Genomic DNA, 15,674 nt, shown 5'->3' with positions numbered 1-15,674 from the left:
ACCTAGTGCGATTCAGCACTCTAATGGCGATTAACTCTCGATAATTAATCGGTTTTTAGCCGCGCATTACGGTTGAGAGAGATGTTAGAAGGGAAGGGAGAGGTAAGACAGCAAGTAAAATTGTCTTTTTTGTTCAATTAAATTGATTTAAATGTAGGGGAATGAATAGCCATACGTCCGGGGGTATGGCTATGTCTGTGTGAGCTAGGCGCGAGGGAGAATATTTCGTACCAGTTTTATTGCACCCCAAACGCCTGCGGCTTTACGAGCCACTTTGAGCAGACGGCCGGGGCGTCGCAGGCTGACGACGGCGATAAACCCCGCACCAGCAATCAGATAATTACGCATGCCGACGAGTTTTTGCCAATAGCGATCGCACGATTTAGTCGCTTCAAGCCACTGCCTTTTTTCCGAGACCAGTTCAATACGTTGCTGGTGGATTAAACTCACCAGCCGCGCTTTTTCCTGCGCCAGATACCGTTTACGGCTCACTTCAGCTTTTCCTCCAGCAACGCCCGGTCGTTAGCCAGCTCTTTCCGGGTCTCTTTGAGCAGGGTCGCACTGCGCGCGCGCAACAGCGCCCAAAGGCCGCCGATGACCGCCAGTCCAAGCAGAATCCCGGTTGTCCAGCACAGTCCCAGTAAGCGATACTCAGGTTGCAAGCTCCAAATCACCAGCGCAATCAGGCACATCAGACCAAATGTGGTGAATATCAGGGTTAGCCCAACCAACAGCAGCAACTGAACCAGATTGCTCTTCTCTTGTTCAAGCTCGACGACGGCGAGCTTGACCCGCGTTTCAACCATACCTGCTAGCAAGGTGATGATACGTTTCACCGTCGCGACGCAGGCAATGGCGGGGCCTTGTCGTTCTTGATCACTCATAGCGATTAACGACGTGCGAGCAGAATGCCGACGACGAGGCCCACGGCCGCGCCAATCCCAACGCCAGCCCAAGGCTTTTCACGAATGTAATCTTCAGCCTGTCCGGTCGCTTCACGCGTGTGAGCTTTGATACGTTCACCGGTTTCATTCAGTCGGGAGCGGGATTCCTGCAGGACGCCCTCCGCTTTTTCGCGCAGTTTTTCCAGGTCGCCCTTAGACTTTTCGCTGGAGCTACGCAGCACTTCTTCCAGCGTGTCGCCAAGAGATCGTAATTCTTCACGTAACTGCTGTTCTGAATTGGATTCACGAGACATAGCAAAACTCCCTAATGTGATGAAAACTGATATTCAACTATAGACGATATTTCAAATTGCGCGCGGCAAACCCTTGCGGAGATTGCGATAAAGACGCCGCAACGGCGGTGACGGAAGTACGGTGAGGTAACCCCGAGGACTTATCCCAAATGAGATGATGGCGGCGAGGAGTACTTCTGCGCGGGCTGACCGCTTTTTGCTATCTGAGTCACGACCTTGACCTGCGGGAGCACCATGCGCAGCACCTCGCGCGCATCTCTGCTCTGTTCCGGACAAGACAGTCTTACCACAATGCTGTCCTGCGCCGGGATGATGCTTTCAATGCCGATGCCGCGCTCGTTGAGACGCTGATAAATGTAAAACCCATCAGGAAGAGGGGCGCCCTGATGCTGTGGGCTGATATGCAGGGTGACTTCATCGGGCGTGTGGCGTGATGACGTCACCATGATAATAACGGGCAACAGCAGTAGCAGTAGACGCCAGACGGGCTTGTTTTTCAGCCAGCGGCTTACCATGTATTAATGTCCTTTTCCACGATTAACGGCGCGTTTCTTGCGCCAGAGTACAACCAATGATCCCACCAATCCGATGCAGAGCAATACCAGGGGCAGCATCATGAGGAAAAACATCAGCTGGCCTTCGTATTTACGAAAGACTGGCGTATTGCCCAGCGCATAGCCGAGCGACACCAAAATGATGACCCACAGGAAAGCGCTCATCCAGTTGAAGAACTGGAAGCGTGCGTTATTCAGCCCGGATAGCCCGGCGATGGTGGGCAGCAGCGTCCGGATAAATGCGAGGAACCGCGCGATCAGTAACGCAGACAGGCCGTGACGGTGGAACAACTGGTGCGCTCTTTGATGGTAATGCACGGGCAAGTGAGAAAGCCAGCTCTGCACTAGCCTCGTATTGCCGAGCCATTTGCCTTGCAGATAGCTCATCCAGCAGCCCAGGCTGGCCGCGGTGGTCAGCAGAGCGATAGTAAATGGATAGTTCATTGTGCCTTTGGCGATGAGCACGCCGACAAGTATCAACAGGCTGTCGCCCGGCAGGAAGGCGGCGGGCAGCAAACCATTTTCCAGTACGAGGATCAGGAACAGTAGCCCGTAAATCGTCCAAACCAGCTTGGGGTTGGCAAGTATGTCGAAGTTTTGGTGCCAGAGTGCGTTAAGAAGCTCTTTAATCATTTCCATCTGGTATTCCTGTACTGCGGCACGGGGATAAATTCTCTGCCCCCCATGAACGGCAATAGGTCACGGTAAGTTCAAATCCTGCTGGTATAGCGTGAATTTGCGCCAACAAGGCTTCTTTCGGCGAGAAGCAGGTTTAGCCTGATGCATCGGCAATGAAACGGGACTCGATGATGCGTTATTTATTGATTTTAATATTCGAACGATCCCGGGTCGGCATACCGGAAACGACGACGGTAATACAGCGGATGGCCACGACTGCGTGGAGTCATTGCGCGTTAAAATGACCGCCATCCTGTTTCAGGGGGGTTGCCCAATCTGCTACCGATAAATATAAAAAAAACGCCATAACTGTAACAAAATAGGTAGGGCTGAGATAGGGAAATATCAGCGATAAAAGTCAGAAAATTCGAGGTCTTAGCCGCGAGAATCGTGGATATACCCATATTTTACACTTACTGACAGAAATCGACGTTTTATGACCTTTTTCCTACTGTCCTGATGATGTCCGACCGGCAAAAAGCCGACAAACAGGCACAGTATAGACAACCATCGGAATAACATGGAAAAGAGAACGCCCGGTCAGGTATTTTACCGGGCGTTTTATTCAGTGTCGCAAAAATGACGTCACGGAAGTCAGCGTGCAGCTCGTCGATTGATCCAAATATTGATCAGTATGGTCACCATCAGTATTGCCGCCACGATGCCGAGCGACAGCGAAACGGGGATATGGACGAGGTCGATCAGCATCATTTTGACGCCGATGAAGATCAGGATCACCGCCAGACCATATTTCAGCAGTGAGAACTTTTCGGCCACGCCGGACAGCAGGAAGTACATGGCCCGGAGACCGAGAATAGCGAAGAGGTTGGAAGTCAGTACGATAAAGGGATCGGTCGTTACCGCGAAGATGGCGGGAATACTGTCCACTGCGAAAATAACGTCGCTGATTTCCACCATGATCAACACCAGGAACAGCGGCGTGGCATAAAGCAGGCCGTTTTGGCGGGTAAAGAAACGCTCGCCTTGCAGGGCGTCCGTCATCCGCAGATGCTTGCGAAGCCAGCGCACCACCGGCTTGTCGCCGACCGCCGCGCCATCGTCTTTCGCCATTGCCATTTTGACGCCGGTAAACAGCAGAAATGCGCCGAAAATATACAGCAGCCACTGGAACTGCGTCACCAGCCAACTTCCTGCGAACACCATGATAGTGCGCAACACGATGGCGCCCAGCACACCGAAAATCAGCACACGGCGCTGATACTGCGCCGGGATGGCGAAGTAACTAAACAGCATCAACCAGACGAAGACGTTGTCGACCGCCAGCGCTTTTTCAATCAGATACCCGGTAAAGAAGGCCAGCGCCTGCGCGTCGGCGATCTCCCGGCCCATCGTGCTGGTGAGATACCACCAAAAACCGGCGTTGAACAGCACGGCCATAGTGACCCACACGATGGACCAGCTGGCCGCCTGCTTGAACGTCATGACCGCCGATCCTTTTTTCCCCTGAGAGAAAAGGTCGATAGCCAGCATGACCACTACAATGGCAGCGAAGCTGCCCCACAACCACGGTGTGCCTATGGAAGCCATAGCTCATATCCTTAATATGTGAAAACAAAACGGCCCACGACGTAAGGCGTGGGCCGTTTGTGCGCATTAATCACAAATGAACCTCGCCTTCCGGCAAGGTCTCACTTACAACTTAATGTGCGTACGCATTAAGGTTGCCCGGTAACCGAGTGCAAGCGCACTGTAATGACGACTGACCGGCGAAGAAGTTACTCCCCTTTGCGTGATTAAAGGTAGGTGAAATTTTGACCACGGTCAAACCGACTTCGCCCACAGTGCGGGGAACCTCGGTCAGGGTGCCGCAGGTTGTACTCGAACAAGGGAAACACAATGATGAGAAAAGCATTTACTGACGCGTTCTTTTAGGGGATAAACAGCGCAAATTTGCATTTTTACAGGAGAGGCTATGAGCCAACTCGATTTGGAAACGAGCACCTTGACGCTGGTGCGCTATCCCCTCTCGGCTCACGAGACCGCACTGCAGGCCTGGGAAGCGGCCGACGAATATCTGTTGCGCGAACTGGCGGACATGCCGTTGGGCGACGGACCCTGCCTGATTTTTAACGACGCGTTCGGCGCGCTGGCCTGTGGGTTACAGGCGCAATCGCCTTGCAGCATCAGCGATTCGTATCTCAGCCAATTGGCGACACGGCACAATCTGGCGCTGAACGGTTTTGACGCCGAGGCGGTAACTTTGCTGGATAGCCTGTCTGAACTGCCTGCGGCTCCGGCGATGGTGGTCATCAAAGTTCCAAAGACGTTGGCGTTGCTGGAGCATCAACTGCGAATGCTCAGTAAAGTGGTGACGCCACAAACGGTCGTCATCGCCGGGGCGAAGGCGCGCGACATTCATACCTCGACGCTTGCGTTGTTCGAACAGATCCTGGGTCCGACCCGGACCTCTCTGGCCTGGAAGAAGGCGCGCTTGATTTATTGCCAGCCCGATGGTCGGGAAGCCGGCTCGCCCTTGCCGCTAACGGAATGGCCGGTGCCCGAACACGGTTTCCAGATAGCCAATCACGCCAACGTCTTCGCGCGCGGCGGTCTGGATATCGGCGCGCGACTGTTCATGCAGCATTTACCGCAGGCGCTGGAAGGCAATATCGTCGATCTGGGTTGCGGCAACGGCGTGGTGGGTCTGACCGCCCTTGATCTTAATCCGCAGGCCACCATCAGCTTCCTGGATGAATCTTATATGGCGGTGGCCTCCAGCCGTAAAAATGTGGAGTTAAACCGACCGCAGGATCTCGAACGTTGCGGGTTTGCGGTTAATAATTCGCTGTCCGGTATCGCCGACGGGAGTCTTCAGGCCGTGCTGTGCAATCCGCCGTTTCATCAGCAGCAGGCGATCTCGGGCGATATCGCCTGGCAGATGTTCATGGATGCGAAGCGTTGTCTCAGTGTTGGTGGGGAACTGCGGATTATCGGCAATCGCCACCTGAACTATTTCCAGAAGCTCAAGCGCCTGTTTGGGAATTGCGAAACTATCGCGAGCAATCCGAAATTCGTTGTGTTGCGCGCCATGAAAAACGCAGCCAAACGTCGCTAGCCCGGTAAACGATGCCTGAGCCTGAATGGGCGATTTGTGGTCAAGAGAGACTGTCATTATAATTCGCGGGATATTCAGGCAAAGGAATCTCTATGTGTATTGATGAGTGGGAAGCGCGACTGGACAGCGCGCTGCAGGCGCTGGAGTCCAGCGTGCAGCAACAGCAGCAGCATTGGCGCGAGCACGTTCAACAGCTCAATGCGCAATTGACGCTGGCCCAGGAGCAGGAAGCGGAACTGAGAGAGCAGATAGAAACGCTGGTGGCGCGGATGAATTCGGTTAGCGCGTCGCCGGAGCGCAATCCTCTGCTACAGAAGGTCAATGTGATCCGTACCCATATCGATGCGCTGGCCAAAGACGCCGAGGCGTTCTGCCAGTCTTTGCCCTGACCGGGAACAGGAGAGGCGTCAGGCACTCTCCTTTATCCTTGCATCATTCTGTTAATCTTCATTTTTTCTTACGTAATTTTATCGCTTTGCCCACAAATGGCGGTTTTCTCGCCGATTCTCCTTTCAAAGTTTTACCCTTGCTCTCATTACCTTAAGTTCTGTGACCTATACTCATCCCTGACAACGAATGATGAACAGCGTTAATGCTGGTAAACCATATATGAGGGGAGTCTATGTCTAAATTAACCGCTATCGTGATTGCTTCCGCACTGGCTTTTGGCGCGGCTGGCTTTGCTAACGCACAAGAGACTAAACCGGCGAAGCCGCATGGCGAGCACATGATGAAGCATCACGGCCCGGATAAGGGAATGGAACATGGCATGATGTTCAAAGGCCTGAACCTGACCGCAGATCAAAAGCAGAAAATTCACGAGATCATGGAGAGCGCCCGTAAGGATGCGCCTCGCCCGGCGCCGGAAGACCGCACCGCAATGCACGACGTCATCGCTGCTGACAGCTTCGATGCGGCCAAAGCAGAAAGCGTGGTAGATAAGATGGAAGAGGCCAGCAAAGCGCGTACGCTGAAGCATCTCGAAACGCAGAACAAGATTTATAACGTGCTGACGCCGGAACAGAAAAAACAGTTCAACGCGAACTTTGAAAAACGTCTGGCTAAAGGCGAACACGCGCCTAAGCCTGATGACGCGCCTAAAGCCGAACAGTAATCATCGGCTCGTCAACCGCCGGAGTGACTTTTTCGTCACTCGGCGGTTTTTTTTGCCTGTCGTCTTACGCTTGATCCGCGAGACGGCGTTTTTTTCGCGCTGCCGACGACATTTTCGCCCGGTGCGCCTTGACCTTTCCCCCGAAGACAGGGGATACGTTTTTCTTTCTCCTACTATGATGAGGTCCTAGATCATGAAACATCGTCACTGGCTGTTAGTGGGTTTTCTTCTGGCTCCGTTAAGTGCGTTGGCGGCTGAAAGCATGCACGACGGTAACCACAACTCCACGGATTCAACGGGTTTTGAGCAGGCTTATCAGCAAGATATGGAAAACATGCATCGCGATATGATGAAAAGCATGTCGACCCAGAACCCGGATGCCGCCTTTGCGCAAGGCATGATCGCACACCATCAAGGCGCGATCGCGATGGCGAAAACACAGCTGCGATTCGGCAAAGATCCCGAGCTGCGTAAATTGGCGGAAGACATCATCAAGGCGCAACAGCCGGAAATTGAACAGATGCAAAAATGGTTGGAGCAGCACCCCGGCCAATAGTTGATGAGGCCAGGCGGACAGGGTCCGTCTGTCTTTGCCTGGCTAATAGGTCACCGTCACGGTAACTGTGTCGCTGTACGCGCCCGCCGGTACATTGCTCTGATTCGGGTTGATTTTCGCGGTGTAGCTGATGTTTTGCGAATCCCCCGATCCCGTCGCTCCGTAATTATTCTCGCTGGTCCATTCGGTGCCGTCCGATCGGTAGAACTGATATTGCAATGAGTAGGTGGAGCCGTTGATGAGCGCGTTCATCTGGCGCCAATTACCACTGCCGGCGTTAATGCTGGAGAGGCCGACGGTGTAGGTGGCGTTGCGCGTACACCGTACGCTAAGCGCATTGTTGATGGTGGAAAAACTGCTGGGAAGCGCCTGGGTGCCGAAGTTAACGTCCGGCGCGCTGTCGATATAGCAGTCGTTGGTGACGACCATGGAGACCGGGACGACCGATGTGTCCGTCCCTGTGGTATAGGCGCAGATGCCCAGCACTCCGACAAAGCAAATTTTGTAGTACCAGGACAGTGTGATGTTATCGGTATAGGTACCGGCGGCCACATTGGCGCCAGTCGACGTCCTCAGATAGATGGGCAACGTCCCGTCGCTAGAGTTGAACAGCCCCAGCAACCCGAGCAGCGTGGTGCTGCTCCATTTGATGGTATTCCCTATCGGGTAGGTGGCGCTGCATCCGGAGTCTTGGCAAATAGTGTAGGGGATGTACTCGCCGGTACTGGCGTTATACATCTGCGGCGTGGAGCCAGAGGCGTTGCTGGTCGACGAAATAGTGGCGGTCACGGTGTTGGTGCTGATCAGCGAGAGCAGGCTGCCGGAGCAGGAAAACCCGCTACCGGATTCCACCGTCTGCGCGGTGCTGGCGAGCGTAAATGAACTGATGGAGCCGAATGACGAGCTGCTGGATGACGAGCTGCAGCCCGCATAGGCGGTGGACAGTCCCGACGTCCCTAAAAGCAGCATCATAAGTAACCGAAACATAGTCATGTTATTTATCCCTCGAGGGCGCGGTAGCCGCCCTCATTTCCGTAGCTGTACACACTTTCTCTCCCAGAATAACGATGCCGGGTTTGTTATCCGGCAAATCGATATTCAATACACAGGTACCGCTGTCTGAACGCTGAACGCGCAGTTTGAGGTGCGGCTTGACCTGTTCCATGAATACCTGACCGTCATAGCCGACGATGGCGGTTTGTCCGCTGACGATATCCGTGACGTAAGAACCCACCGGTAACGCCGCTTTCTTATCGTCCACCAGATTAAGGTTGACCGAATGGACCTGTCGGACGCTAAATCTGACCAGCGCGCCGCTGCCTTCCTTAACGGCCACGCGTCGTTCGGTCTCAGGGGCATCAATGCCCAAAGGCAGTTCTAGCGTGTTGATTTCGACTCGGGCCGGATAATAGGCGCTGACCCAGGGAACCAGGATATGACCGGTATTACTGGTCGTGCCTACCTGCTGGTTTTCATATTTGACCGGAACATCGGGGTAGCCGTCGGTGCTGACGACGATAAAGGCGTCGTTAATTCTGTTGGCTGCGAAAAACGTGTTGTCCATATACAACACAGAACCGCTGAGATCGCCCCAGTAGTTGTAAGCCGAGGTTGCGCCGTACAGGCCCGCCTGATAGGTCGCCCGTTGTGTTTTCCAGGTGAGGCTGGCCTGCTGATCGTGGCTGTCGCCGCCCGAGTAGGCGACGTTCCAGCCCACTCCGCCTTCTGTCGGCGTAGTGCGCGTCATCGACACGCGTTCGGTATATTCGTCCATCGAGTTTTTCTGAACGCTGGCGGTAGCTGAGATACCGTTGTCCAGCGGAACGATCATTTGCAGGAGTGCGCCGTAGCCGTGACCCCCGATGTTTTTATTCAATGAGAAATACATGCTGGCTTTGTCCCAAATGGACCAACTGTAGGAGAGGTTAGCCAGACGGGTTCGGGTGTCGTCATGCGCACGAATATCGAAATAGCCTAACCCTAGCGTGCCGTTGCCAAGCCCAAAAGGCGTTGTACTGAACGTCATCTGATCGGACTGTTTGCTGAGATGTCCACCGCTGGAGGCCACACTTAAATCCTGGTAGTTGACGCTGCGCTCGGCGTGTTGAGCCGCAATCCCCACCGTATTTGCATAATAGGAGTAGCCAACGACGAACTGCTCGCCCTGACCATTGTCTTGACTATGGCTGTAGGCGCTGCTCAACGTGCCCCAATGACCGATGGCGAGATCGCCGCCAACGCCGCCGAGTAGCAGATTTTCCGAGGTTTCCAGATGGCTAGACAACGTCAGCCAGTCAGTCAGGCCGCGACGATAAATGCCGCTGGCCGCCGACTGACCGTAATCCGCATCTTTCACGCCATAGTTGCGGCGCAAAATCCCGAGGGACACATCGAAGTCATCCAGCCCTTTACGTAACAAGGTATTGGAGACGTAAAAGGGGACGCTGGTGGAAACCTGTCGTCCCAGCGCATCGGTAGTGATGACCGTCGCTTCGCCCGCGCCATTGATATACGGGACGTTGGTCAGCGTAAAAGGCCCGGAATTCAGCGAGGTACTGCTGGCCTTGTAGCCATTAATAAACAGATCCACCGTACTCGGCAACGGATTCGCCCCGGCGTACTGAATCAACGGGTAAGTGACGATATCCGGGCGCACTGCGAAATCGCGGCTAAACCGCACTCCTCCCATACGCACTGAATTGCTCCAGGTCAGGGAGTTGCTGATGAAATCCCCTGCCTGAAAGGTATGCATACCGTCGATATCGTTGTAGCGCCAAAAGGTGTCGTAGCGCAGATATCCTTTGTTGCCGCCGTCGGTTTGAGTGTGGCCGAAATAGTGAGAATAGGTCCCCGTGTTGGAAATGAGGGCGTAATCGTTAAACAGCCGCTGTTCCAGCCAGGTGGTCACGCTTTGCGAGGACTGATAGCCCTTGAAGTAATACGCATCGTAGTTGAACGCCAGGCCGGGCGTGCTTTGCGCTTTCGTCTCCTCAATCATTTCCCCACTATTGGCCAACTGCTCTGGCAGCCACTCTAGTGGGACGGTGAGATTCAGCGACTGGTTGCCGGCGTCATAATAAACCTTCACCTCGGGAAGCGCGTTAACGTCGACCCAGCCGGAACGTTGCGTTCCGGTATGTATGTGGTTTTTCGCCAAAACGCCGGACTCCACAGAGAAATGTCCGCGAATGTACTGCACCGGAACCACCTGACGGTCCGATACACCGTTCACAATCAACGTCAGGTAATACGTAGTGTTCTCGACCGCGGGCGCAGTCTGGGGCGGTTTGGGCAAATCGCCATATTCTTGCGCCGCCATCGCCGGAGCACCATAGGCTAAAATGAAGAAGGATATGACCTCAATATGGCGCCGCAGCCGATATCCATGGCATAAAATAAGCATTCTCTTCCCTCATTAAGGCGCGGGGCTGATGAGCGTTGGCTGGTGGTTATCGGCTAATTGAGCGTAGAGATGGCTATTCATCGCGGGGCGTTTATTGGCAGGCAGCGGCCAGCGAACCTCCTGGCCCGGCAGCACATAAGTGAAAAAGCCCTGAGCCAGCGAAATCGACGATTTGGTCACGCGTGGCTTATCGCCAAAGAAGGTATTACTCAGCCGCGCATGGACGATGCCGCTATTTTTGATCGCAAGCTCAGTGTGTTCGCCTTTGTGGATGAGGCGCCAGCTGAGTAAAGGGTGAGTTAACATCGAGTCGTCGGGATGTTTATTTTTAGGCTGTTTAAGTTTGACTCCGTCGCCGGTCATGAATAACGGCAACAAATAGCGCATCTGCAGCTTCAGCCCCGACTGGGTTTTACCGGCGGTGTTGAGCGTCGGGATTTCATCAATCACGATGCGATAGGTGCGTTCGGTCTGCGGCGCGACGGCGATCGTTTTCATGAGCCGGATCATCTGACGTTGATTAGGCTGCACGGTGGCGAACGGTGGGCTGGCGATAGCATCGGTCTGATTCGCGTAGCGATCTTTGCTGTCCTGTTGTTGCCAGGCCAGAACGCGGATCTGTAGCGTCACCGCAGATGAACCGCGGTTTTCCAGCCAGAGGGCGGATCCCTTTTCATCCGACTCGATAACCTGATAAATCGGCCAGACCAGTACGGAGCTGGCTGCGAGTGCGGAAGCGGTGAATAAACCGAGTAAAACTGCAAGGAGCGCCACATGCCATTTTGTAAGTATTTTTTCCATTTTATTCAATTTTTTCAATAGGTAAGTGTCACAGTCACCGTGTCCGTATATGTGCCCGCCGCAGGTTGGTTCGTGGATGAAAACAGACGGCCATAGACCGGATAACTTTGCGTACCGCTGGGAAAGGAGGAAACACCATAGGCCAGGGAGCCGGTTCCCCAGACGACGCTGCGTCCGGCATCTTGATAGAGCTGATAGGCAATGGTGTCGCTGCTGTTGCTACCTACCATGTAGCGTGACGAACTGTTTCCGCCATTAACCCCGTAGTCCATCGCGATACTGATGGCGAGCCCAGGTGTGCAAGTTACGACAATGGAGCCGCCGCCGCTGGTGCTGGTAACGTCAATATTGCTATCCAAAACGGCCCTTTCGCCGAAGTTCAAGGTGCCTAAACTGGTGGTCGAAGTTGTGGCGCTGTTACCGAAGACGCAACCGCTATCAATGACCGCCGCTACCGTAAACTGTTTGCTGACGCTGCTGGCCGGGGTACAGGGAGAAACGAACAGGCTGGTGAGAAGTGGCATCCACTGCCATAAACGCTTTCCCAAACTTGCTACAACAATGAATCTCAATGCGTCTCTCCCTGGTTACAGGTGTTACCAAGACAGTGTCGCGGTCACTGTATCTGTATAGGTACCGGATGCGGGCGCGGTAGTCGATTGATCCGAAGGAGAAATACGGCCATAAATCGGGATGCTTTGCGCGCTGCCGTCGGCATTCAGGGACAGAGAGCCGTTAATCGCGATTTCGGAGCTACGGCCGCTGTCGGAGTACAGGTGGTAAGGAATGACGGTGCTGCCCCCGTTGGATGACAGATTACGTACCGAGGAAGTACCATACAGGCCGCCATCTAAAGCCAGGGAAGGGGACAGGCCATTACTGCAGGTGATGGACACGGTGCTACTGCCATCTTTCCCAATAACGGTACCGTTGACGGCGCTGGTCAAGTCGGCGTATTCACCAAAGTTCAAGGTTCCCCATTCGTTCGTTCCGCTGGACGAATTATTGTTGGAAACCGTACAACCTTCACCAATGGTCAGCTGAACGCCGATCTCACCGGTCAATGACCCCGTAGCCGCATGAGCTGCGCCAACAACAGACAAAGTCAGCGCAGTGCTCAGTAGGGAAAGAGCAAGAGAACGTACTGTTTTCATATTATTCCTCAGTCATAGGTGACCACTTCTTTATATGTATCCTTATGACAAAGAGACATATATAGGTAGGGTAATTGAAATTTACAGCGCTTGTTATTAATAATGGCAAGCGATGATGGACGTTAATCAATTAAATGGCAGATTATTAATAACCATGGATTCATTATTGGCTGAATGAATTTACCCACTTCTCCTGTTTTATTTAGATATATTGACTTAAATTATAGGGGCTTTGGCTCCTAAGCCAAATTTAGAAGATGATTAATTTTAATGTATCGTATAAGTCTATTTTTTTGATTTTAGATGCTGGTTTTCTGGTTTTTTCTGGTTGAAAAAACTGGATTTAGGTGTGAAATTAGCGCTACAACTTCCTCCGATTGTTTCTTGTTATGCGCGGGCTGGCGGCTTTCCTGCTCTGCATAGGGTGGGGGAATGTTATTTTATAAAGTATTGAGGTGGAAATAGTTAAGATAGTTCATTAATCAATATGCTTAGATAATGTGACGTTGATGCGTCTGGATGACTATAGGATACATTATCCTGTTCCCTCCATTATTTAATTCATGATGGCTTGCGATATATCAGTCAGTTAATAATGAAACGGTGTCAAAAGATACCTTAATTAAATAAGATGAGAGAGGTGACGAATTAATAATTGGCCTCAATGTATCGCAAGGTCTATGCCCGTTTTTTTCTCCGTTATGCCGGAAACTTTCCCTTGTTATTATGAAGATGTTTATTTAACTCGGAGGGCATAGGGTTGCGCGCCACGTTCTTATTCTCACGCTCTCTTTACGGCAACGTCGTGGTGAGGTGTTGTGTGCATTGGTGGGGTAAAGTCCGGATCACGCAGTTCGAAGTGACGAACCCAAGCATAATGTTCATCTTTAGTTGATGAATTCGCCCCCACAATATCCTTAACGAATTGAAGGAAATCATCCTGCGTATAGTCATTCAAGTTTTGATATATGGTTGTCATATTCCCCTCTTGGAATGAATCATGCCAGGCAGTTTTTGCGTAACGATAAATATTTTATCCATGTCGTAAACAGCCCCTCCGTTAACGATACGTTCAATATGAAGAACCTACATACAGCTCTTTTCCCTAACTGCTCTGAAGGTATTGCATAGAGAGATCGCCCTTTTGCGATCAGGGCCTTGTTAGCTGGCACGAATTGCTCTATTAGCTCGGGATTCTCAGCGACAACACGCATTTAATCGTTCAGAATACGCTGTTTTTGTATTTGAAATTCTTCGTCAGTCAAAATTCCGTCTTCTTTCATTGCAGCCAATTTTTTGATTTTTTCTATTTTTTCATCAAAAGAAATCGATGATTCAGTAGGCTGCTGCGGCTTTTGTGATGGTTCTCTTTGGTTATTACGGGTTTCGTTTATCAAGTTTGTAAAAGGGATAACAGATGCTTTCATTACGTTTTTTATAGTGTAATTCTGGCCGCTAGTAGAAATGAGAATTTCACCTAGAAGTATTCCTGTCTTTCCTCCCACACTGACGATATTACTTAGGTTGACATCGATCTGCTTAACCCCATAGAGCATGCCTTTATCTAAAAATATGACACGCTTATTTGTCAGCGTAATTAACCATGTGTTGCCATCCATTATTCCAGTTGCTACCGCTAAAGGTGTTTCACCTTCGCTTAGTATTTCAGGAAGATGGAAAAACTCTTTCTTGGTAGCGAACGGCACATCCGATACGACAGAGCTCAGTCGTTTCATTTCTGCTTTCAGCTGTTCTTTTGATGCTGTTTTGTAGTCAATCATTTTCATTCCTTGATTATTTTATGGTTAATGCAACTCTGCCAAGAATGTTTATATCTTCGATTAAGCAATTGAAAGAAACCCCAACGCCGCTGACGCGTACTTTTTTAACAGGTATACGCGTCAATATGCGGATACTTGCTTTACCTTCGATCTTTACCAGCCAGGTATCGTCATAAATTTCCGGGAAGTGCTGCTCAATGATGTATTGAGAATCGCCTTCAATTACGCAAGCGGGTTTGGTCGGCAGCAGGTTACCGCGTAAAAAAGAGGCTTTATCAAACATGTAAACACCCGCCTCATAAAGCTGGCCGTCGACAATTTTTTGCCGTGGTATCTCAAGAAGATTTGATTCTGTTTGGTCGAGCTTTTCACCCTTTCCGGTTACACGCCATTCAAGGCTTGCACCTGTCTCCGCCATACACCTCACCACTCTATCTGCAGGAAATCCACCGCGTTTGTAACGGCCTGAAAGGCTACTGGCTGCCGTGCCAAGATGCTCAACAAGCATCATCTTTGAGGTAAAGCCATACGCAGTGATCACCCTGTCTAGAATGGGGCCACTTTCCAAGCTAAGGCCAAAGGTGGTTTTTTGCATCACGAATCCCAATATCGAATTAACAAATTAATTTATTGAAAATCAGTAAAATACAAAATGGCCTTTCTCCTGTTTTCGTGATGTACCAATTATTGCCCCACGTTGCCGTGTGGGTGCTGAACGAGAGTTTGCCTTATGTGTCCTAACATTACAATTATCTTCCCTGAGCCGTACCTGCCGTTAGATGAGTACTGCCGCCGCACTGGAATCAACAAAGAAACCGCTTGAAACCTGATTGAGTATGGAAAATTGCTCATCAACCGAAGGGTAAACAGAAGAAAGGCTTGGTAGAAGTGAACATGGCCGCTCTTACTGTGATGTCATTAAGCGAATGCAGCATTTCGCTTAATGCGTAAATAATCCTGTAGTCCCTCCGTTTTTTAGTACCACCGCCAGTGAGGATCTCCGGCCAATGTTTGCCTCGCATAGATAACGGGTGGCATATCACCCAGTGAGCTATGCGGGCGTTCTTCGTTATATTCTGTGCGCCAGTCTTCTGTTAGCACGCGGACTTCTGACAGTGTTCTGAACAGATACCTATCGAGTATTTCTGTTCGTAGCGTTTTGTTAAATCGCTCAATAAATCCATTCTGCATCGGCCTGCCTGGCTGAATAAAATCGAGTTTCACACCATGTCATTCTGCCCATTCGGCTAAAGCAACGGCAGTGAGTTCTGGCCCATTGTCACTTCGTATAAAAGCCGGGTAGCCTCGTTCTGCGCTTAATCGTTCCAGAATACGCACAACACGATGAGCCGGTATATT

At 51.5% G+C, this 15,674-nt stretch carries 18 protein-coding genes and 2 pseudogenes; 5 read left to right on the top strand and 15 right to left on the bottom strand.

What is annotated here, in order from left to right; all coding sequences use genetic code 11:
• Nucleotides 1-204 precede the first annotated feature (204 nt).
• The 6 genes from BLU64_RS13995 to BLU64_RS13970 form a co-directional block, all read right to left on the bottom strand.
• Nucleotides 205-492, bottom strand: coding sequence for a YqjK-like family protein (locus BLU64_RS13995; protein ID WP_026742055.1), 288 nt, complete (start codon nt 490-492; stop codon nt 205-207).
• Nucleotides 489-884: a phage holin family protein gene (locus BLU64_RS13990; protein ID WP_026742056.1), complete on the bottom strand. Its 396-nt coding sequence runs from the start codon at nt 882-884 to the stop codon at nt 489-491. Before BLU64_RS13990 ends, BLU64_RS13995 begins: the two co-directional genes overlap by 4 nt.
• A gap of 5 nt (nt 885-889) precedes the next feature.
• On the bottom strand, nt 890-1,198 hold the full coding sequence (locus BLU64_RS13985) for an ElaB/YgaM/YqjD family protein (RefSeq protein WP_026742057.1): 309 nt from the start codon (nt 1,196-1,198) through the stop codon (nt 890-892).
• A 140-nt stretch (nt 1,199-1,338) separates the two neighbouring features.
• On the bottom strand, nt 1,339-1,713 hold the full coding sequence (mzrA, locus tag BLU64_RS13980) for an EnvZ/OmpR regulon moderator MzrA (RefSeq protein WP_026742058.1): 375 nt from the start codon (nt 1,711-1,713) through the stop codon (nt 1,339-1,341).
• A gap of 3 nt (nt 1,714-1,716) precedes the next feature.
• On the bottom strand, nt 1,717-2,391 hold the full coding sequence (locus BLU64_RS13975) for a DedA family protein (protein WP_026742059.1): 675 nt from the start codon (nt 2,389-2,391) through the stop codon (nt 1,717-1,719).
• A gap of 633 nt (nt 2,392-3,024) precedes the next feature.
• Nucleotides 3,025-3,978, bottom strand: coding sequence for a TerC family protein (locus BLU64_RS13970; RefSeq protein ID WP_026742060.1), 954 nt, complete (start codon nt 3,976-3,978; stop codon nt 3,025-3,027).
• 385 nt (nt 3,979-4,363) lie between these two features.
• Here BLU64_RS13970 and rlmG point away from each other — a divergent pair, with 385 nt between their 5' ends.
• The 4 genes from rlmG to copM all read left to right on the top strand — a co-directional run bounded on the left by rlmG (nt 4,364) and on the right by copM (nt 7,176).
• A complete protein-coding gene (rlmG, locus tag BLU64_RS13965; protein WP_074729105.1) occupies nt 4,364-5,506 on the top strand; it encodes a 23S rRNA (guanine(1835)-N(2))-methyltransferase RlmG in 1,143 nt (380 codons plus the stop codon).
• A 92-nt stretch (nt 5,507-5,598) separates the two neighbouring features.
• The gene (locus tag BLU64_RS13960) at nt 5,599-5,895 is read left to right on the top strand and encodes a hypothetical protein (protein WP_026742062.1); all 297 of its coding nucleotides are present in this window, start codon (nt 5,599-5,601) and stop codon (nt 5,893-5,895) included.
• A gap of 233 nt (nt 5,896-6,128) precedes the next feature.
• A complete protein-coding gene (spy, locus tag BLU64_RS13955) occupies nt 6,129-6,620 on the top strand; it encodes an ATP-independent periplasmic protein-refolding chaperone Spy (RefSeq protein ID WP_074729103.1) in 492 nt (163 codons plus the stop codon).
• A gap of 193 nt (nt 6,621-6,813) precedes the next feature.
• A complete protein-coding gene (copM, locus tag BLU64_RS13950; RefSeq protein ID WP_026742064.1) occupies nt 6,814-7,176 on the top strand; it encodes a CopM family metallochaperone in 363 nt (120 codons plus the stop codon).
• Nucleotides 7,177-7,218: 42 nt separating this feature from the next.
• Here copM and BLU64_RS13945 read toward each other — a convergent pair whose 3' ends face one another.
• The 8 genes from BLU64_RS13945 to BLU64_RS13910 all read right to left on the bottom strand — a co-directional run bounded on the left by BLU64_RS13945 (nt 7,219) and on the right by BLU64_RS13910 (nt 14,910).
• Nucleotides 7,219-8,169, bottom strand: coding sequence for a Csu type fimbrial protein (locus tag BLU64_RS13945; protein ID WP_074729101.1), 951 nt, complete (start codon nt 8,167-8,169; stop codon nt 7,219-7,221).
• A 1-nt stretch (nt 8,170) separates the two neighbouring features.
• On the bottom strand, nt 8,171-10,579 hold the full coding sequence (locus tag BLU64_RS13940) for a fimbria/pilus outer membrane usher protein (RefSeq protein WP_081825687.1): 2,409 nt from the start codon (nt 10,577-10,579) through the stop codon (nt 8,171-8,173).
• 12 nt (nt 10,580-10,591) lie between these two features.
• A complete protein-coding gene (locus tag BLU64_RS13935; RefSeq protein WP_074729099.1) occupies nt 10,592-11,380 on the bottom strand; it encodes a fimbrial biogenesis chaperone in 789 nt (262 codons plus the stop codon).
• Between the two features lie 14 nt (nt 11,381-11,394).
• Nucleotides 11,395-11,904 carry a Csu type fimbrial protein gene (locus BLU64_RS13930; protein ID WP_036152579.1) on the bottom strand — a complete coding sequence of 170 codons (510 nt, stop codon included), beginning with the start codon at nt 11,902-11,904 and terminating at the stop codon, nt 11,395-11,397.
• A gap of 72 nt (nt 11,905-11,976) precedes the next feature.
• On the bottom strand, nt 11,977-12,534 hold the full coding sequence (locus BLU64_RS13925; protein ID WP_074729097.1) for a Csu type fimbrial protein: 558 nt from the start codon (nt 12,532-12,534) through the stop codon (nt 11,977-11,979).
• Nucleotides 12,535-13,315: 781 nt separating this feature from the next.
• Nucleotides 13,316-13,513, bottom strand: coding sequence for a bacteriocin immunity protein (locus BLU64_RS13920; protein ID WP_051625456.1), 198 nt, complete (start codon nt 13,511-13,513; stop codon nt 13,316-13,318).
• Between the two features lie 235 nt (nt 13,514-13,748).
• Complete coding sequence (locus tag BLU64_RS13915; RefSeq protein ID WP_026742069.1) at nt 13,749-14,315, bottom strand: PH domain-containing protein; 567 nt, start codon at nt 14,313-14,315, stop codon at nt 13,749-13,751.
• A gap of 13 nt (nt 14,316-14,328) precedes the next feature.
• On the bottom strand, nt 14,329-14,910 hold the full coding sequence (locus tag BLU64_RS13910) for a phage repressor protein CI (RefSeq protein WP_026742070.1): 582 nt from the start codon (nt 14,908-14,910) through the stop codon (nt 14,329-14,331).
• A gap of 135 nt (nt 14,911-15,045) precedes the next feature.
• On the opposite strand from BLU64_RS13910, the pseudogene BLU64_RS17665 reads away from it, so the two are divergent.
• Nucleotides 15,046-15,266, top strand: a pseudogene (locus tag BLU64_RS17665) (regulator).
• A gap of 24 nt (nt 15,267-15,290) precedes the next feature.
• Here BLU64_RS17665 and BLU64_RS13900 read toward each other — a convergent pair.
• Nucleotides 15,291-15,674 (bottom strand): annotated as a pseudogene (locus tag BLU64_RS13900) (integrase core domain-containing protein); the annotation flags it as partial.

Source organism: Lonsdalea quercina, assembly GCF_900107885.1.
In the GTDB taxonomy this organism is placed as follows: Bacteria; Pseudomonadota; Gammaproteobacteria; order Enterobacterales; family Enterobacteriaceae; genus Lonsdalea; species Lonsdalea quercina.
This window is presented reverse-complemented; position numbering and strand designations above follow the sequence as displayed.